We start from the raw sequence: 18,430 nt of genomic DNA, 5'->3' as shown, positions 1-18,430 counted from the left end.
GAAGATTACTCCTCGTTCCCGGGCTTGCGCTCGTGCAGACACCTGACACCTTCTTCGGTCATGATCAGCTGGGTATAGCCGTCATGTGCCGGGTTATTCTCGCAGTCCCAGTAGATATTGCCGCTCATGTAACGCTGAAGCTCCCAGCTGAGGCTGATCATGGTACCTACCGGGACTTTTAAGGTCAGCGTTACCTCCTGGCCCCTCCAGCGGCTGTCCTTGCTCAGTTGCACCATAGGGTTAAAATTCACGAGAGAATCCGTTTGCTGGTAGTCGTAGCGGATCGCCTGGACATTTTTCAGTGCAGCCTGAAAAGTCTTCCCCCTTGACCGGAAGTTCTGAACAAGCAGGGTTTTGCCGTTGCCGCTTTTCTCGATCCAGAGACTGACATTCCTGGGGGCTTTGAACTCGTCGTCGATATCGGCGAGGATGCGTTTGCCGCGGTAATGCTCCGCATCGATACTATAGCTCAGGCTGTCTTCCCTGCTGAAAAAACGGGTCCGGTCTACGGTCAGCACATATTCAGGATAATTTTTGAGTTCCGCGGTCTGTGCATATTCTGCACCTTCCTTGAACTCGGATGAGATCCGGGTGATGTAAACAATGAGCGGGGCCAGTCCGGCAAGCCAGATGATGAGCAGAATAAAGGATAGTGTCTTGTTGACTTCACGGCTGCTGAAAGCCACACGGGCCGAAAAAAGGATGAGGGCCAGCAAGGGTATTGCCCCTACCACGAAGGTACTGATGGCCAGTGGATTGAAATACTCTTCGTTGATGATGTTAAAAGGAAAGTAATTGGCAACATCCGCATCCCAGATACCCATCAGCACGAACAGCATAACGAACAGGCCGATGAGGCAAATGGAAGCGATGACGATAATGAAGACCGCGGCAGTTTTGAAGATGACCCTCCCCGTGCCATTGAGGAACTCACCGATCACCTGGAAAAAACCAGCCAGGAACCCCTTCGATTCTGCCATGAAGGGATCAAGGTAACTGTCGGCAAAGCCCTTCAGATTGGCCTCAACTCCGCGCATGGTCATTTTTTCAGTTTTGGTGGAAGCCCTGGGGATCATGATCCAGAGGATCACATAAGCCAGTATACCCGAGCCGGCGATGAATACGGTAAGCAGGGCAATAAGCCTTACCCAGCGCACGTCGAGCTCCAGGTAATGGGCCAACCCGGCGCAGACGCCGGCAATCATGGCCTGATCGGTATCGCGGTAGAGTCTCCGTACAGTACGGTAAGGGTGGCCATAGGCGGTACCCTGCTGTCCTTCCGGCCGGTCACCGAGTGCTTCAGCCTCTGAGGATTCGAAATCGCTGACCGAGCCCATTTGACGGATGATGGTCTGCACATCGAAAATACCGATCACCTGCTTTTGCTGGGTTTCCAGTATTTCGGCACACATCTCGGCAATGCGGTTCTCGATGTCCGTAACGATCTCATAGTTGTCCGCGTTCCTGGCGAAATACTGCTTTACTTCACTGAGATAGGCGGTAAGCATTTCGTAGGCATCTTCCTCAATGTAGATAATGGAATTGCCGATATTGATATTGAGTGTCTTCTTCATGATTTCTTGGTTTTAGAGGTTTCAATCGCATAGGAAAGCTCCTGCCAGGTGGCATCGAGCTGACCCAGTATCTGACGTCCTTCTTCGGTAAGGATATAATATTTGCGCGGAGGCCCCGAACTGGACTCTACCCAGTTGTAACTGAGCAGGCCGTTGTTCTTCAATCGGGTAAGCAGGGGATAAAGCGTGCCTTCCACCACAAGCAGGCGTGCAGACTTTAATTCGGCGATAATGTCGGAAGCGTAGATCTGCCCCCGGGAGATGATCAGGAGCACACAGTACTCCAGTATCCCCTTACGCATTTGGGTTTGTGTATTTTCTGCTATCATAACATTACAAAGATATATGCTTTATATAGTAATATGCAATACATAGTACTATATAAATTTTGCAGACTAAGGACAGACTACCAAAAAGTTATCCACATTTCCACAGAAACCAAAGCATATGGCTTGCCTTTTGTACTGATATTCAAACATCTGCAAAACACATCTACCTATGTTAATCAAACTTCATCATACTGTCGCTCCGCTTTTTGCCAGGCAAAAGGCAGAGACCGCTGCACCGAAGAAGCTGACCAGAGCGCAATGTATTGCCGGTGACAGGATGGTGATGATCATCCTGTTCCTGGTTGTGATCGTAGCGGCAATTATCTTTTCCTGATTTTTTAGCTGCTCCCTGAAGGGATTTATAACAGCAGCGTATCGATCCTGTGGGCCTGCACCCGCTCCTGGCTGGGCGACCATGCATAAATCGTAAAATGTCCGTCCTGTGAGGCTACCAGGGCAGTAGCGTCGCGCTGGTCATGGACGAATTGCGCGGCAGAAAGGTGCCTTGTCCCTCCTATCCTGGAGGGATGAATCACAACGGCTTCGCCTCCGAGGATAGGTTCAGAAAAAGCGATCTCATCGATATTGTCCTTTCCCTTAGCCCTTCCGATCTTGGCGCCGAAGGCCAGCAGTTCGTAGTTATTACCGATCACGGTGGCACCGTCTACAGCGGTAAGCCCCGCAAGGTGATCTATTTCGCGCTTTAGTGCAGTCTGCCAAAAGATCTGACTGGCATCCTTCCGGTCCTGTCCGAGCAATTTGGCCAGGCCATTGAATGAAGGCTGTACATAATACTGTACAGGCTTAATGATAGACTGCAGCCAGTTACTGCTTTCATTGTTCACAACCAGCAGCGTACCTCCCCTTCCATGTGCGCGCATGGAGACCGCAAGCTGGATGAGCACGTTAACCGAATCGTTCCAGTACGAAGGTGCAGTAAGGTCAAGCAGCGAAAGGAGCATCGGCGGACAATCAGGAATGCCGGCACTGAGGCTGTCAACCATTTTCACCTGGTCACCCTTCAGCACTGCAACGTTGGTGAATTTACCGAAGCCATAGATCCTGCGGTGCTTAATGACGAGCAGCGCAGGTTCCGAAACATCAACGACAAAACAAAAATTGGGAATACTGACCGTCGTCCCCCAGATGTAAAGCCCGTCTTCATCTGACCAGATCCCAAGGTGGATGCCGGGACGTTCTATGCCGGGGGCCAGTTTGGTAAGTATGCCGGGATTGAGCTTGAAATGGTGCTTGAACAGCAAAGGATTACCGGCCTGCTGAGGTGGCAGGTAAGCCAGCGATATTTTTGGAGAATGCCCTTCTTCCTTGCGCAGGCTTGCCCAGAAAGTAGCATCTAAAATGGCTTCTACCACGTCCGCTGCAGGCAGGGGCGCCAGGTCCTCTTCCCCGTTTTCCCTTGCCGCGGCCAGGTGCGCGGCAAAGATGGCTTCGACTTTGGGCGCAATATGCTTTGCTGCCTGGTAGGTGGATAGATAGCTCATGCCATAAAGTTAAGGGATTTATGGAAAACAAAGCTATCATTGGATTGTCAATCTGAGCCCCAGAAAAGCCCGGATATTCTGGTTGGGCCCGTAGACATAACTGGGGTCGAAGCTAAGCTGATAAGGATTGTTCTGGTCCGGGGTCTTGTTGAAGGGGTCTCCGGTACGGGCAATGATAAACGGATTGCCTCGGTTCGGTGTCCAGTTGAGCAGGTTCTTGATACCCCCGTAGATTTCGAAGCGCCTGAAACCAGAATAGGTGAGTTGTATATTCTGTATACTCCAGAATGGGGAATAAGGCTTACGTGGGTCCAGTTCGCCGGCCAGTGGCAGACGCATAGGGCTGTACAGGTTGCCGGTATAGTCGATTCCCAGTTTAAGGGGCTTAACTTTATAGCTAACGGCCCAGTTGGCCGAAAACCGCTCGGTCAGGATCTGCTGTACCTTCCGGCCATGTTCCACCGTAGCGACATCCTGATAAGTAGCCCCAACGATAAACTTTAATCCGGCAGGGAAAGTGAGGTCGATATTGGTGCTGATCCCTTTGCTGACGGCATAGCCATCCAGGTTACTGTAAATGATCTTGCCCGGGTCGGTATCGAAATCACCGATAATCCGGTTATTGAAATGGGTATAGAATACAGAAGTTTCGGAACCGATGAAAACCTGCCCTGAGGTATAGATCTTTTTGAGGTAATTGAAGTTGATGTTATAGGTTTTTTCGGGATGGAGCCGGCCTGTGATCTCGACACTGCGGGCGCCGGTAAGCGCCGCATGGTCTTCGGTAAAGAGGTTGACCACCCGGAAACCAGTGCCGGCATTAAGTCTGAGGATGTTATTTTCATCGATGTTCCATTTCCAGGCGGCCCGGGGCGTAAAGATAGAACCGTGCACGGAATTATGATCATAGCGGAACCCTGCCAGGAGGCGATGTGCATCTGATAACCGGATCTCGTCCTGCATGAAAAATCCGGGCAGCCAGGTGTGCTGGTTCAGGGACTGGTTGAGCCTGGTGGTAGCAGGCGTATTGTCGTCATAAAATGTGTACCTCAGCGCAATGCCCGCAAGGAGGTCATGCGCGCCAAGCTGCTTGTCCCAGGTAAGCTGCCCGAATGCGATCTGCTGCGTGGCGATATAGGAGGTGGTCCCGTAGCGGCTGTCCTGGTCGTGCCTGTTCCAGGAAAACGAGAACAGGAGCTTTTCACTGACCGGCAGCTGATAATTGCCGATCAGCTCCCAGCGGCCTGTAAAAATACTTTCGCCATAGACCTGGTCGCCGCCACGGTAAGACTTGTTCCAGTTCATCTCCCCGCCCCAGCGGTCTTCGTACATATAGCGGGCGCCGAGCGTAAACAGGCGACCCTCCTTGCGTCTGAAATCCCACTTCTGGAAGACAGATATCCTGTCCTGCAGCGTGACATCTGTAAAGTGGTCATGATTGCGGTCTTCGGGGTTGCCATATTTAAAATAATTAATACCGGTAAGTACCGTGGCCCCGGAGAAAGGCCGGAGCCGGATTCCGATGTCGGAATTGTGTTCCTGGTAACTGGTTGTAAATACATCGGCGGAGAACACCGGGGCCTTATCTGCCTTTTTGGTAATGACGTTGATAAGACCGCCTACAGCCTCACTGCCGTACAGTGAGGAGGCCGGCCCCTTGACGATCTCTATCTGTTCTACGAGCGAACTGGGAATGCCAGACAAGCCATAGACACTGGACAAACTGCTGACGATGGGCATTCCGTCGATCAGTACCATCGTATATGGACCTTCGAGTCCGTTGATGTGGATATCGCCGGTATTACAAATATTACAATTGAGCTGGGGCCTTACGCCATTGATGTTTTGCAGCGCCTCAAAAAGGTTTGGGGTAGGGTTTTTTCTTAGGTAGCTATGTGTATAGACCTCTACAGGGACCGGGCTTTCCAGGCGCCTTACTTCTTTGAGCGTTCCCGTGACGACGACTTCGTTAAGGTCCTTCTTACTGGTATCTGCCTTTTCAGGCAGTGGCTCCTGGGCAAGCGCAACCAGACAAGGGACAGAGAATACCAGGAAAGCTAAAGTTTTCTTCATTTATCTAACTTGATTTTTAACAACACAAAACTATATAAGTTAGATTAATCTAACAAATATTATTTGACAAATATTATACTGTTGCTTTAGCTAAGATTTTGGGTTAAGTTTGTAGTATGCTATCGTACACTGAAGAAAACTATCTGAAAGCACTGCTGAAACTGAGCTTCCAGAACGAGGACAAACCCGAGACCGGAACCAATGAAATGGCTGCTTATCTGGGGGTTAAACCGGCCACGGCAACCGATATGCTAAAGAAACTTAAGGAAAAGGAGCTGGTATCTTATAAGAAATACGGGAAGATACTGCTGACGGAAATGGGGAAGAAGAGCGCCATGGTTATTTTGAGGAAGCACCGCCTGTGGGAGACCTTTCTTTGCGAAAAGCTGGATTTCAGCTGGGACGAGGTACACGAAGTGGCGGAGCAACTGGAACATATTCAGTCGCAGAAACTGGTAGATAAACTGGAAGAGCTTCTGGGCTTCCCGCAGTTTGACCCGCATGGTGACCCGATACCGAAAGCGAACGGGGAAATGCCGGAAATTACCAGGACGCTGCTTTCGGAACTGCAGGAGGGAGATACTTGTACTGTGGCTTCCGTGAAGGATACCTCGGCAATGTTCCTGCAATACCTGGAAAAACTGAAGGTGCGCATCGGCACCCGGCTGAAGATAAAGGAGGTGATCGATTTTGACGGTTCTATGTATATCGCGATCGGCGAAGGCGAGCCGAGGAGCGTGTCCATGAAGTTTGCGGAGAGTTTGTTTGTTCAAAAATTATAGCCTGAGAAGATGTCAACAGAGATAAAGTGTCCGAACTGTGCGCATACATTTCCCATTGAGGAAGTGATGGCAGAGGAATATAAAAGAGACCTGAGGGAAAAGATGCTTTCCTTTACCAAACAGAAGGAAGAAGAGTTTGCAAAAAAGCAGAATGAGTTTGCAGCACAGCAGAAGCAGCGGGAGGCGGCGTTTGAGCAGCAGCAGAAACAGCAGGCCCTGGCCTACGAGCAAAAACTGGCCGAGGAAAAAAAACTGCTGAGAGAAACCATGGAAGAGGACCTGAGGAAACGCATTGCCAGTGACTTTGAGAACAAGCTGCGAATGGCAGACGAGGCCAATAAGGAAAACGAAGAACGGCTGAAACTGGCCAGGGCGCGTGAGCTGGACTTTCTCCGCAAAGAGCAGGAAATGAAGAAGAAGGAAGAAGAGCTTGAGCTCCAGGTTCAGCGCAAGCTCCAGGAGCAGCGGATGGAAATGACGGAGCAGATCAGGAAACAGGAAGCGGAAAAAAACAGTATCCGGGAAACAGAGCATCAACTCCGGGTAAAAGAATTGGAGAAACAACTGGAAGACCAGAAGAAATTGGCAGAAGAAATGAAGCGTAAGGCCGAACAAGGCTCTATGCAATTGCAGGGCGAGGTGCAGGAGCTGATCCTGGAAGAACTGCTGCGCAATTCCTTCCCTTTTGACCTGATCACGGAAGTTGGCAAGGGCGTACGCGGTGCAGACTGTGTACACCTGGTGCGGAACCAGTTCGGCCAGGAATGCGGGCGTATCATTTATGAGAGCAAGCGCACTAAGGAGTTTTCGGTGGAATGGATCGAAAAACTGAAAAAGGACATGCGGGGCATGGGCGTGGATGTGGCAGTGATCGTTACCCAGTGCTATCCCAAAGGCATGGATTGCTTCGGGGAGCGCGACGGCGTGTGGATCTGTTCCTTCGACGAGGTAAAGGCCGTAGCCTATATCCTGCGCGACGGGATCATGAAACTCTACAGTGCGGCAAAATCGCAGGAGAACAAAGGCGACAAAATGCATATGCTGTATGATTACCTGACCAGCAACGAATTTTCGGAACAGTGGAAGGCCATACGCGAAGGCTTCATGAGCATGAAACTATCCATACAAAGGGAACGCGATGCCATGGAAAAGCTCTGGAAGGCCAGGGAAAAACAACTGGAAAAGGTCTTGCTGAACGCGGCGCACATCCGGGGCTCCATTGAAGGGATCGCCGGGACCGACAATATCCAGCTCAGCCTTACAGATGAAGACGATACCTTGCTGCTGGACTAATTATGTACGCGAAGAAGAAGGTACATCAGGCAGGGAACAAAGCAGAGCAAACGGCGAAGATACTTGCCAACGTATCGGCCTTAGAAGCAAAGCACCTGCTGAAGATCACGGGCAATGAGGTACGGGTGTACCCGCAGCTGTGGAAAGACAGACTTTCGGCAGAAAACTGGATGCAGTGCCTGCTGGTGTATTTTGTGGTGAAGAAAAAGGCAGCACCGGGTATCGGGATCAGGTTTGTCCATTATGAGAACGGGGAGCCCCTGGGCCATGTTAAAAACGGAAGGGCTGTGGTGGTCTGGAAGTTTGAAGGCGAGACCGGTTGAGTACCGGTATTACCACATAAGACGGGATATGTTACATAAAACCAGGGGAATCGTACTCAAGACCACGCTCTACGGCGACACCAGTGTGATCGTGCAAGTCTTTACTGAAAAGTTCGGCATCCAGTCTTACCTGATCAATGGCGTGAGGAAACCTAAGGCAAAGATCAGCATGAATATGCTGCAACCGCTGCACCTGATAGATATGGTGGTATATCACAAACCTGGCTCTAACTTGCAACGGCTCAGGGAAGCCCGTCCCTTTCCTGTGCTCAGGACCATTCCATATGACATGATCAAAAGCACGATGACGATCTTCCTGAATGAGGTATTGTATAAGAGCATCAGGCAGCAGTCGGCGGATGAGCATTTGTTCGAATTTATTTACAACTCGGTTTGCTGGTTTGACGAATGTGGCGAGGCCAGTGTAAACTTTCACCTGTCTTTCCTGCTGAAACTGTCCCGGTTCCTTGGGTTTGCGCCGCATGCGCAGGCCCGTAGCGGGGACAGTTACTTTGATCTGCAGGAAGGCGAGTTCAGGTCTGCCGTTCCCGTGCACCCGAATTACCTGGAACAGGAAGACGCACTTTTGTTCATTTCGCTCTACAGCCTGCCCTTTGAAAGGATAACGGAAATAAGGACCGGTAATAAAATGAGAAGGCACCTGCTGGAAAAAATTCTGATCTACTTTAGATTACATACGGCTTCCTTTGGCGAGATCCGTTCCCACCAGGTGCTGGAAGAAGTGCTTTCCTGAGCTTCCATAATGCTTCTTAAAAAAAATGATCTTTTTTTGCATAAATGATTTAAGGCTGTATATTTGCAGTCCCAAATCAGGGGAGATTAGCTCAGCTGGTTCAGAGCACCTGCCTTACAAGCAGGGGGTCACTGGTTCGAACCCAGTATCTCCCACTTTGCTGGACAGATCGATTAATTTCGATGCTGTCCAGTTCTTTTTTACACCCGGCTCACCGGTAACCAACCTTGTACTTTAGACAATGTAACCCTGGGATTGGCCTGAGTGTGCCCGCCGAATCGCGTTGCTAAATGCGCTGACGATGATGAATAACCACCCGTTTGATCCCGATACGGAAGTAATCGTAGCAAAGTGTCAACACCAATAACCCTGCGGGAATGTAAAAGGCAGCAAAGCTCAGCCTAAGGTAAATAAACCCACCTCCTATACCACCCAGCAGAAAAGAACCGATGATGGCACAACGCAGGCCGATCCGGCGCCTTTGGGGCGAACTGATATGTCCCCGTGATAATACTGCATGGGAAAGATCGATCCCGAGGTCGGTAAACATTCCTGTGAGGTGCGTTGTCCGGACCACGGAGCCGGATATCATCGATACCAGCGCGTTCTGCATACCCATGGCAAAAAGCAGGCTCCCGGCAAAGTATTCCGTTTCGGGCAGCGTATGCCGGTAACTATTTCCAAAGACGGCAATGAACAGCACCAGCACCAAGATGAGCACGATCGGAATTGTATAGGCGAAAGCTTTTTCCCTGCCGATGTGACCGATATACCAGCTGGAGCTGAAAGCACCCGCCAGAAACAACAATAACCATAACCCAACCATCCGCGCAGCCCGTAAATTCAGGCTGGCCAGGTGAACCGCCAGCAGCGCTGCATGACCGGTAACATTGGTGGTCAATACGGCAAAAGCCATGAACCCCGCTGCGTTGACAAAACCTGCATTCAGGCAGAGCAATACTGCAAGCCGAAGGTTATGACTGAAACTTCTTTTTTGGCCTGTATGACGAAGCATACGCTAAAGTCGTAAATCCTTTAAAATTCAAAGAATATATTTAAGATAAGAAACGCGATGTGAATTAAGGAGTTAACCCTCGTTCTGATGAACGATCATTGGTTATAAGTCCTGATTCCACATTTTTTTTCAAATCTTGCAAGAAATTGTTCGAAAATTGTATCTTTGCCACCACCAAAAACAGTTCACTTGACTGTTTCCAATCCAACAAGTGCAAGGGAGATTAGCTCAGCTGGTTCAGAGCACCTGCCTTACAAGCAGGGGGTCACTGGTTCGAACCCAGTATCTCCCACCAAAATGAAAAGACCACTTTTTACAGTGGTCTTTTTTGTTTTTTATTGCAGCACTTCTTTCAGAAACAACAGGGTATGCTGCCAGGCTCTTTTGGCCATTATCTCATTATAATCCGGTGATTTAGGGTCCGTAAAAGTATGCTTGGCATAAGCGTAGGTAATGATCTGCCAGTCGGCCTTACCTTCATTCATTTCCCTGATCAGACCGTCCATGATCTGCGGGGTTACACCCTGGTCTTCCGCAGGATTTTCGATCAGTATCTTTACCGGCAACGGGCCATTTGGCCTGGAGCTGTCCTTACCCAGTCCCCCGTGGATAGACACTACACCTTTTACCGGCAGCTTTGCCCTTGCAGCTTCCAGGGCACCAGTACCACCAAAACAATAGCCGATCACGGCCAGCTTGTCTGCATCGGCACCTGCCTTTTTCAGTTGTTCCAGCGCCAGCGTAATCCTTTTCTGATAAGCTGCGTAGTCCTGCTTATAAGTACCCGCTATCTTTCCGGCAGCCGCATTGTCTGCCGGTATGTTACCCTCGCCGTAGATATCGGCAACAAAAGCGATATATCCTTGCTTTTCCAGTGCAATTGCAGCATCTTTTGCCTCGCTGTCGATACCCTTCCAGGCGGGAAGCACCAGTACGCCCGGAAGTTTTTTACCTGCGTTGGCGGTAACCAGTCCATTCAGTTTTTGTGTACCGTCGGCATAGGCGACGGGTTTCAGGGACTGAGCGGAAACACCAAGGCCTGCGAGAATCGTAGCAATCATAAAAATTAACCTGCGCATAAAATTTAATTTTTATCAAGATACGCATTTTGCCGCGCATGGATATACGCCCATTGTATTGTCGATAAAAAAGTTACGCCAACCGCATTCCTGTTCTTATTTTAGCACCAGACCTGATACAGGGAAAGACCAACAGACTCATCAACATGCCAGAAGCCAGCCCGAAAACACCTTACAGACCTGTAAGCTATTCAAAAACCATACTTACCGAACTCATGATCCCCTCCTACTCCAATTTCGGGGGTAAAATACATGGAGGCATTATCTTATCGCTAATGGACAAAGTTGCGTATGTATGCGCCTCAAAACACGCAGGCAATTATTGTGTTACAGCCTCAATAGATACGGTGAACTTCCTTGCGCCCGTTGAAGTTGGCGATCTGGTATCGCTGATGGCCTCTGTAAATTATGTGGGCAAAACATCTATTGTAGTCGGTATCCGTGTCACATCTGAAAATATAAAGACCAATGAAAACAGGCATACCAACACTAGTTACTTTACGATGGTCGCTAAAGATGAAGACAACAATCCTGTAACGGTACCAGGGCTTGCCCTGGCCAGCAGTGACGACATCAGGCGCTTTCTGCGCGCAAAAAGCAGAAAGGAAATCAAGCAGAACTACAGGAAAGAACTTGAGGAAATCAGTATTCCGGCTAATGATGAACAATGCCGGATATTGCTCGAAGGAGAACGCTGCATTTTACTTTAACCCACATGGCTTTCTTTTAATGTATTTTGTTAACTTTATTCAAAACACTGATAACCAAATACGATGACCATGAGAGCACTTCTTATCTTCAGCCTGATTTTTTCTTTGACCAAAATTGTCCAGGCCCAGGAAATAACAGGCGCCTGGGAAATGAATGACGGCGATGCCCGGCATCAACTTTTTTTTGAAGACGGATTTTACTTTCACACCGTACACCAGGGAAACGAATTTATTTCCTCTCAGGGGGGAACTTATGAAGTGAGCAACGGTGTAATCAAAGGCAAATCTTTGTACAATACAACTGATCCTGCCAGCATCGGCTCAACGATGGATGTTTCCTATTCTATCAGTGGCAATGCACTTTCTTTGAGAATGCCCGACGGAGAAGCAGGCTTTAACCGGGTAGACAACGGAAAAGCGCCGCTTGCGGGGGTATGGCGCATCACCGGCCGTATGGGTGAAGACGGCAAAGTGGCCGATATCCATCAGACCGGCACAAGGCAAACTTATAAAGTGCTTACAGGCACCAAATTCCAGTGGGTAGCGATAGATCCCGGCAAAAAAGAATTTTCAGGGACAGGCGGAGGATCCTATACCTTTAAAGACGGAAAATACACAGAAAATATCGAATTTTTCTCCAAGGACAACAGCCGCGTGGGTGCATCCCTGAGCTTTGACGGTAAACTGGAAAACGGGAAATGGCACCACAGCGGGCTGAGCAGTAAGGGCGCAAAAATCTATGAGATCTGGAGCAAAGTGAAATAAGAAGACCAGCACTATGATTACCGCTCTCCACCGAATCTTTTTAATGGTATTGCTGTGCAATATCTGCAGCATTTTCCGGACTTCTGCTCAAAAACCAGATCACGAGCTTGCCCCCTTATTTTATAAAATCGACTCGCTTGCCCTGGATAACGAGACCCGAAAGGCAGTTGACCTGATCAACGGACTAGTGACGAAGACGCGGGAAGAAGGCAGCGTGGGCATGCAGGTCAAAGCGGTCATGTACCGGAATCTGTTCCAGAGTTATCTGAATGGCAATACACTGCTTCCGTTGCTCAATGCGATCAGGAAAGACGCAGACTCTGCCAAGCAACCGGCAAAAGGAATACTGCAATCGCTGCTGGGTCAGTTCTACTGGTTCTATTACCAGCAAAACAGGTATGCCTTTCAGGGGAGAACGACCGTAGCGGGCGAACTGGGGGATGATGTCTCCACCTGGCCGTTAAGTGCGATCCTGGCTGAAATGCGGAGGAATTTCCAGCTTTCCATTAAGGATACTGCGAGGCTGCAGAATACCAGCATCAGCATATTATCTCCGGCACTGAGCGGCGACAGCAGCAACAGGCAGCTGCGCCCGACATTATATGACCTGCTGGCACACCGGGCACTTGATGTTTACATCTATACGCAAAATAATTCCGAACTGCGTGACACGTCACTTTCCGCAGCCATCGGCCTTGATATTCGTAAGATTTTCGGAAGCTTGCTTAATTATCACCTGAAACAGGGGAACAATGCCGCCTATCTTGCCCTGAAGCTTAAAGAGGGAAAGTTTGCATCAGGTAACTTCATGGGAAGGATCTGGCATGATCCCAGAGATTCGCAATCCTTAAAATTTCTCGAGGACTTGCTCACGAAGGCAAAGGGAACGATCATCTATCCCGATATCCTGATGGAAATGGCCGCGCTTTACAGAAACGGTTATTTACCGGGGATTGACTCCAAAACACGGCAGATCAAGGCATTTGAACTTGCCGAACAAGCGAGTAAACTCCCTGGTGAATTGTCTGCCGGTAATGCCCGAAGCCTGATGAAGGAAATCCTGACAAAATCGTTGAGTATCAATATCAGAGCGTATGAAGCGACAGGGAAACCGATTGAATTTTATTTCTCCTATAGGAACATCGACTCGCTTTATCTGAGCATTTACCGGATACCCGTAGATGCCGGATACAGGCTCGATCTGTCACAGCAGCAATATGAACGCTTCTTGAAACAACATCGTGCTGAGCGTACGTGGTCGGTCGGCTTTAAAGATCCAAAGGACTATCTCGACCATTCATTCCAGGACTATATGGAACCACTTCCTGCGGGAAAATACGTCATGATTGTCCGGGACAGGCCACTTGCCGATACCGCCTTTAATGAGTATATGAGCGCCCATGCCGTTTTCCAGGTGTCGGGTATGACGGTAAGACGACGCACACTTGCAGCAAACCATGAGCAGTACCAGGTACTCAGCAGTGTTACCGGTCGGCCGCTTAAAGGTGCACAGGTCAAGCAAATGGTCCACAGGCAAAATGAATCCGGCCACAGAGAAGCGACACTCGACCAGACAGATGAAAATGGCCTGGCTTTGCCCCAGCCTTATCAATATATATCCTACAGCTGTATCATTTCCGGGCAGGACACTATTGTCCTGAGCAATAACGAGTCTTGGTATGGTGACCGAAAGCCACAAAAGCACGTCATCTTCTATGCTGACAGAAGCATTTACAGACCAGGTCAGACCATATTTTTCAAAGGACTTTCACTCACCGAACAGGCGGGCAAAAGCCAGCTACTTCAAAATGACTCTGTTGCCGTTAGCTTCCTGGATGTGAACGGACAGGAAATACAGCAGGCCAGTTTCGTGACCAATGAATATGGCACATTCCATGGCAGCTTCCTGATTCCCCAGGGAAAATTGAACGGCAATATGAACATCAGGACCAAGAATGGTGACGGAAGCATCAGTGTGCGGGTAGAAGAATACCGGCGTCCGACCTTTGAGGTCACCTTTGATCGGCTGCGCCCGAGATACAAACCGAATGATTCCATTACCATTAAGGGGCGGGCAACTGCTTTTGCCGGTTATGCGATCAGCGGTGCGACCGTGAGTTTCCGGGCCAGAAAGTCGGGAAAGGATATTGCCAAGGGTAACGTAATGACCGGAGCGGACGGCAGTTTCTCTTTCAGGATTTACATAAAAGATGAAGAACAGGACAGCTACGATATTTATGCAGAAGTAACAGACATTACCGGGGAAACACGTTTTGCAAGCACCTATTTAACCGCAGGTAAAGACCAGATCAGACTTTTTGCTTCCGCTCTGGACGAATTGTTCCTGGGCAATAATGCGGACTCCGTTAGGGTAATTGCTTCGGGCATTGATCCCCTGGTCTCAAAGCCTGTGCTGAAGGGCAAGCTTTACAGGCTGAAAAAACCGACGGGAAACCTCAGGGGAGAAAATATCTTCGAGGTTGCCCCGGAAAATTACCGGCTCGGAAAAAAGGACTATGAGAAGCAATTCCCCTACCGGAGTTACGGGCAGGATGAAAAATTGAGCAACTGGCCGGCAGAGGAAACAGCTATTCAGTTTACAGTCGACCCGGATGGGGGATCCGGCAGCCTTAAGTTCAGGCAGCAGGATTTGACACCTGGTTATTACAAGGCCGTATTTACAGCAACCGGAAGCTCGGGGGACACCGCCAGAACAGAACATCTGTTTCGGATTTACCACCAGCAGCCAGACAGTATATTACGGTTGTCAGAGTGGCTGGTCAGACAGCAAAACGGGATTAAAACAAATGAGCAGGCCATATTCCGGGTAGCAGGACCTCCGGGAGCTATGGTCTGGTATGAGGTCTGTCGTGAAGGAAAGCCTCCCGAAAGCAAATGGATAACTGTAGATGAACAGCAACAATTGATTAAAATAAGTCCCTTCCCCGGTGAATTGCAGCTTTCTGTGCAGTTCCGGATGTATTTCGACGGACACGAATATCAGTCAAATCAAAATGTTTATATCTTTGACCCCAGACAGGAACTGGACGTACGTTACCTTACCTTCAGGGACCACCTCCAGCCCGGGCAAAAGGAAACATGGAAAATACAGCTAACGAATAAAGCAGGGGAAAAGCAGCAGGCCGAACTCATGACCACCTTATACGATGCTGCACTGGATAAGCTCAGGCAGCACTACTGGTCCCCCTATGATCGACCTCGCTACAGGTATCAGCTTTTTGAATGGGACTCGGAAACGACAGCTATCCAGCGTGAACAACTCCTATGGCCAAAGTTCAACAGGTCCGCAAATATTCGCGAAAGGCAATACGAACAGATCAATGACTACGGGTACCGGTATTACGCGCCTTCAAACTCTATATTCTACGACTATCTGGAAACGGCAAAGCGTGAGGGCGAAATCCGCGATTCCACAGCGACGGCAGAACTCCTGAACACGCTGAAGAAAAGCGGGCTGTTATACGGCATCGTCACCGACCGCTCAGGTATTATCGTAAAGGGTGCCCGGATCTATATCAATGACAAATACATGGTGAGTACAAATGTCTATGGCATTTATGCTTTACCGGCCTTAAAAGGTGCGAAGCTAACCGTTAAATATGGTGGAAAAACCTGGCTGACTACCAGGGTAACCAGCATAGGCAGGCTGGACATCCCTTTAATGCTGCAACAGAGCTATAAACTAAAGGAAATCGCCATACGCGGCTATCAGAAACGCACCAGGGAGCAGACGACCGGTTCCTCCTTTATCGTCACCGGAAAGGAAGTCAGAGACATGCCCGCCAACGGACCGGTACTGCAGGGCAAGGTAGCCGGGTTTGCCATTCAGCAAACGCCGCGATATGGCCCATCTGTCGGGCTGGATGAAAAAACCGGGGAGGTAAAAGTGCGGACCAACTTCAATGAAACTGCTTTCTTTTTCCCGCAACTGCACACCGATGCAAATGGTGAGATCAGCATGGAATTTACCATGCCTGAATCGCTCACAAAATACAAGCTGATGGGCATGGCACATACCAAGGACCTGAGGACCATGACCTTCACCCGGGAAGTCATTGTGCAAAAGCCGGTGGCCATCTCCATGAACGCCCCCAGGTTCTTCAGGGAAGGTGACACCCTTATCCTGAGTGCAAAGCTGAATAACCTGAGCGGAAAACAACTCAAAGGCGATGCCTCGCTGGAACTGACCGATGAGCAGAGTGGCAACCGGCTGCAGCTTTTTGCAGATCCGGCTGCGGCAACACAAAAATATACACTTAAGAACCAGGAAAACCTGGCAATGACCTGGAAGGTGGTCATACCTGAAGGTATTGCTGCCATTACTTATAAAGCAATTACCCGGTCAGGGAAGTTTGCAGATGGTGAGCAGAGGACCATACCGGTATTGCCCAATTCTACCGTGATCACGGAGACATTACCGCTGAATGTCAGGGGCGGCAGCAGAAAGATCTTTGCCTTTGACAAGCTGTTAAGTTCAGACCAGTCTAGGAACTTGCGCAACCTCGGCCTGAGTCTGGAGTTTACGCCCAATCCGGCATGGTATGCCATTCAGTCCCTGCCTTACCTGATGGAGTACCCGTATGAATGTGCGGAACAGACCTTCAGCCGGTTTTATGCCAACAGCATCGCCACAGGCATTATCAGCAGTTCACCCGGAATAAGGGCTGTATTTGAAAAGTGGCAGAAAGCAGGGACCCTGGAAAAATCAGTACTTGAAAGGAATCCGGAATTTAAGGCGGTCATGCTTGCGGAAACGTCCTGGGACCGCAGCTCCACTGATGATACGGAGCGGAAAAAACGTATGGCCGCGCTTTTTGACGGCGCCAGAATGAAAGAAGAACTGACAAAGAATTTCAAAAAGCTCAGGGATATGCAACTGAGTAACGGCGCGTTTCCCTGGTTCAATGGCATGAACGCCAACAGGTATATTACCCAGCATATTGTGCTGGGCCTGTCGCAGCTCCAGTACCTGAACCTGATCGATGAAAAGGCGTTTCCTGAGTTGAGGACCATACTGAACAAAGCTTATATCTACCTGGACAGGGAATTTGCAGCAGATTTCAGCACAAAGAATGCCTACTATTATCTGCCGTTGCATTATCTGTACGCCAGAAGTTACAGCAGGCAGATCAATACCGATACAGCTTTTAAAAAAGCTGTCCGTTCGGGCCTGGAAACCATACAGCAGCAATGGCCGGGCCTGAATACCTATCAGCAAGGGCTTGCGGCACTGGTCTTCTACCGGAACGGCAAAACCTCAGAGGCGATGAAAATCGTTAAATCACTGAAGGAGAGATCTGTACAGGATGAAGAATCCGGCATGTCCTGGCCAGATAATCAGCCGGGCTGGTGGTGGTACCAAAGCCCGATAGAGACCCAGGCCCTTATGATTGAGGTCTTTGATGAGGTGGCAAAAGACCAGAAAGCAGTGGAAGAACTTAAGCTATGGCTACTCAAAAATAAACAGACCAACGACTGGCGTACAACTAAAGCCACTACTGCCGCGTCCTATGCGCTCCTGATGCGGGGGCAGGGACTGCTGACAGATGCCATCAGCCCGGAAATTACACTCGGGGGGAAGAGCTTCGGGGAGCTGGGTGTCGAAGTCCCCCAACCAGAAGCGGGAACGGGTTACCAGAAGATAACCATACCCGGTAAAGCGGTTAGGCCGGAGATGGGAAAGATAGCGATCAATAATCCGAATCCGGGAACGGGATGGGGTGGTTTGTACTGGCAGTATCAGCAACCTTACGGCGACATAGAGGCCTCCTCTGCAGATGGCGCGGTAAAGATCAGCAGGCAACTGTTCCTGCAGGACGGCACCGGCCCGAATGCCAGGCTCATCCCGCTTGATAAGGCGAATGGACTGAAGACAGGTGACATGCTCAGGGTGAGGATCGAGGTGCATACAGACCGTGATATGGAATATGTCCACATCAAAGACTTGCGGTCATCCGGATTAGAGCCGGTGAACCAGTTTTCCGGTTACCGGTATCAGGACAGGCTGGGCTATTATGAAAGCACTAAAGATGCTTCTACGAATTTCTTTATCGATTACATGGGAAAAGGCGCTTATGTCCTGGAATATCCTGTACGGGTAAACATCGCCGGGAGCTTCTCCAACGGGATCACCACCCTGCAATGCATGTATGCACCGGAGTTCAGCGCACACTCAAAAAGTCTTCGCTTCAAGATCGACCGCTAGCCGCG

Annotated in this window: 14 protein-coding genes and 2 tRNA genes; 10 read left to right on the top strand and 6 right to left on the bottom strand. The window is 49.6% G+C overall.

Translation table 11 applies throughout. The features are described 5' to 3' along the window. Positions 1 to 5 precede the first annotated feature (5 nt). Both P2W84_RS08175 and P2W84_RS08170 read right to left on the bottom strand, forming a co-directional pair. The gene (locus P2W84_RS08175) at positions 6 to 1,574 is read right to left on the bottom strand and encodes a PspC domain-containing protein (RefSeq protein WP_276089632.1); all 1,569 of its coding nucleotides are present in this window, start codon (positions 1,572 to 1,574) and stop codon (positions 6 to 8) included. Then, the gene (locus P2W84_RS08170; RefSeq protein WP_276089631.1) at positions 1,571 to 1,903 is read right to left on the bottom strand and encodes a PadR family transcriptional regulator; all 333 of its coding nucleotides are present in this window, start codon (positions 1,901 to 1,903) and stop codon (positions 1,571 to 1,573) included. The genes P2W84_RS08175 and P2W84_RS08170 overlap by 4 nt, the downstream gene beginning before the upstream one ends. Positions 1,904 to 2,072: 169 nt before the next feature. Between P2W84_RS08170 and P2W84_RS08165 the strand changes: the two genes are divergently transcribed. Next, on the top strand, positions 2,073 to 2,237 hold the full coding sequence (locus tag P2W84_RS08165) for a hypothetical protein (protein ID WP_276089630.1): 165 nt from the start codon (positions 2,073 to 2,075) through the stop codon (positions 2,235 to 2,237). Between the two features lie 25 nt (positions 2,238 to 2,262). On the opposite strand, the gene P2W84_RS08160 is transcribed toward P2W84_RS08165, so the two are convergent. Both P2W84_RS08160 and P2W84_RS08155 read right to left on the bottom strand, forming a co-directional pair. After that, the gene (locus tag P2W84_RS08160) at positions 2,263 to 3,405 is read right to left on the bottom strand and encodes a putative sensor domain DACNV-containing protein (protein WP_276089629.1); all 1,143 of its coding nucleotides are present in this window, start codon (positions 3,403 to 3,405) and stop codon (positions 2,263 to 2,265) included. Positions 3,406 to 3,441: 36 nt separating this feature from the next. Beyond that, positions 3,442 to 5,478 (bottom strand): TonB-dependent receptor, encoded by a 2,037-nt coding sequence (locus P2W84_RS08155; protein ID WP_276089628.1) that lies wholly within the window; start codon positions 5,476 to 5,478, stop codon positions 3,442 to 3,444. 116 nt (positions 5,479 to 5,594) lie between these two features. Between P2W84_RS08155 and P2W84_RS08150 the strand changes: the two genes are divergently transcribed. From P2W84_RS08150 to P2W84_RS08130, 5 genes are all read left to right on the top strand, one after another. Then, positions 5,595 to 6,260, top strand: a complete 666-nt coding sequence (locus tag P2W84_RS08150) for a metal-dependent transcriptional regulator (RefSeq protein ID WP_276089627.1) — start codon at positions 5,595 to 5,597, stop codon at positions 6,258 to 6,260. A gap of 9 nt (positions 6,261 to 6,269) precedes the next feature. After that, positions 6,270 to 7,553, top strand: a complete 1,284-nt coding sequence (locus P2W84_RS08145; protein ID WP_276089626.1) for a DUF2130 domain-containing protein — start codon at positions 6,270 to 6,272, stop codon at positions 7,551 to 7,553. 2 nt (positions 7,554 to 7,555) lie between these two features. Continuing rightward, on the top strand, positions 7,556 to 7,876 hold the full coding sequence (locus tag P2W84_RS08140) for a hypothetical protein (RefSeq protein ID WP_276089625.1): 321 nt from the start codon (positions 7,556 to 7,558) through the stop codon (positions 7,874 to 7,876). A 28-nt stretch (positions 7,877 to 7,904) separates the two neighbouring features. Beyond that, positions 7,905 to 8,630 (top strand): DNA repair protein RecO, encoded by a 726-nt coding sequence (recO, locus tag P2W84_RS08135; RefSeq protein WP_276089624.1) that lies wholly within the window; start codon positions 7,905 to 7,907, stop codon positions 8,628 to 8,630. Between the two features lie 80 nt (positions 8,631 to 8,710). Continuing rightward, positions 8,711 to 8,785: transfer RNA gene (locus P2W84_RS08130), tRNA-Val, on the top strand. A 131-nt stretch (positions 8,786 to 8,916) separates the two neighbouring features. Here the strand turns inward: P2W84_RS08130 and P2W84_RS08125 are convergent. Beyond that, complete coding sequence (locus P2W84_RS08125) at positions 8,917 to 9,645, bottom strand: YoaK family protein (RefSeq protein ID WP_276089623.1); 729 nt, start codon at positions 9,643 to 9,645, stop codon at positions 8,917 to 8,919. A gap of 217 nt (positions 9,646 to 9,862) precedes the next feature. Here P2W84_RS08125 and P2W84_RS08120 point away from each other — a divergent pair. Next, positions 9,863 to 9,940, top strand: a tRNA-Val gene (locus tag P2W84_RS08120). A 40-nt stretch (positions 9,941 to 9,980) separates the two neighbouring features. Here the strand turns inward: P2W84_RS08120 and P2W84_RS08115 are convergent. Beyond that, positions 9,981 to 10,724, bottom strand: coding sequence for a dienelactone hydrolase family protein (locus tag P2W84_RS08115; protein ID WP_276089622.1), 744 nt, complete (start codon positions 10,722 to 10,724; stop codon positions 9,981 to 9,983). Between the two features lie 146 nt (positions 10,725 to 10,870). Here P2W84_RS08115 and P2W84_RS08110 point away from each other — a divergent pair, with 146 nt between their 5' ends. The 3 genes from P2W84_RS08110 to P2W84_RS08100 all read left to right on the top strand — a co-directional run bounded on the left by P2W84_RS08110 (position 10,871) and on the right by P2W84_RS08100 (position 18,425). Continuing rightward, positions 10,871 to 11,434, top strand: a complete 564-nt coding sequence (locus P2W84_RS08110) for an acyl-CoA thioesterase (RefSeq protein ID WP_276089621.1) — start codon at positions 10,871 to 10,873, stop codon at positions 11,432 to 11,434. A 69-nt stretch (positions 11,435 to 11,503) separates the two neighbouring features. Beyond that, positions 11,504 to 12,199 carry a hypothetical protein gene (locus P2W84_RS08105; protein ID WP_276089620.1) on the top strand — a complete coding sequence of 232 codons (696 nt, stop codon included), beginning with the start codon at positions 11,504 to 11,506 and terminating at the stop codon, positions 12,197 to 12,199. Between the two features lie 43 nt (positions 12,200 to 12,242). Further along, positions 12,243 to 18,425: an MG2 domain-containing protein gene (locus P2W84_RS08100; RefSeq protein WP_276089619.1), complete on the top strand. Its 6,183-nt coding sequence runs from the start codon at positions 12,243 to 12,245 to the stop codon at positions 18,423 to 18,425. Positions 18,426 to 18,430: the final 5 nt, after the last annotated feature.

The sequence above is a fragment of the Pedobacter sp. JY14-1 genome (assembly GCF_029269825.1).
Lineage (GTDB): Bacteria > Bacteroidota > Bacteroidia > Sphingobacteriales > Sphingobacteriaceae > Pedobacter.
Note: the sequence above shows the minus strand (reverse complement) of the source record. Positions and strands in the feature narration are given on the sequence as shown.

Excerpts from the sequence above, each read along its gene's own strand:
- P2W84_RS08150 (WP_276089627.1), top strand. The coding sequence starts at position 5,595 with ATGCTATCGTACACTGAAGAAAACTATCTGAAAGCACTGCTGAAACTG.
- P2W84_RS08170 (WP_276089631.1), bottom strand. The coding sequence starts at position 1,903 with ATGATAGCAGAAAATACACAAACCCAAATGCGTAAGGGGATACTGGAG.
- P2W84_RS08165 (WP_276089630.1), top strand. The coding sequence starts at position 2,073 with ATGTTAATCAAACTTCATCATACTGTCGCTCCGCTTTTTGCCAGGCAA.
- P2W84_RS08100 (WP_276089619.1), top strand. The coding sequence starts at position 12,243 with ATGGTATTGCTGTGCAATATCTGCAGCATTTTCCGGACTTCTGCTCAA.
- P2W84_RS08175 (WP_276089632.1), bottom strand. The coding sequence starts at position 1,574 with ATGAAGAAGACACTCAATATCAATATCGGCAATTCCATTATCTACATT.
- P2W84_RS08160 (WP_276089629.1), bottom strand. The coding sequence starts at position 3,405 with ATGAGCTATCTATCCACCTACCAGGCAGCAAAGCATATTGCGCCCAAA.
- P2W84_RS08115 (WP_276089622.1), bottom strand. The coding sequence starts at position 10,724 with ATGCGCAGGTTAATTTTTATGATTGCTACGATTCTCGCAGGCCTTGGT.
- P2W84_RS08145 (WP_276089626.1), top strand. The coding sequence starts at position 6,270 with ATGTCAACAGAGATAAAGTGTCCGAACTGTGCGCATACATTTCCCATT.
- P2W84_RS08110 (WP_276089621.1), top strand. The coding sequence starts at position 10,871 with ATGCCAGAAGCCAGCCCGAAAACACCTTACAGACCTGTAAGCTATTCA.
- P2W84_RS08125 (WP_276089623.1), bottom strand. The coding sequence starts at position 9,645 with ATGCTTCGTCATACAGGCCAAAAAAGAAGTTTCAGTCATAACCTTCGG.
- P2W84_RS08155 (WP_276089628.1), bottom strand. The coding sequence starts at position 5,478 with ATGAAGAAAACTTTAGCTTTCCTGGTATTCTCTGTCCCTTGTCTGGTT.
- P2W84_RS08105 (WP_276089620.1), top strand. The coding sequence starts at position 11,504 with ATGAGAGCACTTCTTATCTTCAGCCTGATTTTTTCTTTGACCAAAATT.
- recO (WP_276089624.1), top strand. The coding sequence starts at position 7,905 with ATGTTACATAAAACCAGGGGAATCGTACTCAAGACCACGCTCTACGGC.
- P2W84_RS08140 (WP_276089625.1), top strand. The coding sequence starts at position 7,556 with ATGTACGCGAAGAAGAAGGTACATCAGGCAGGGAACAAAGCAGAGCAA.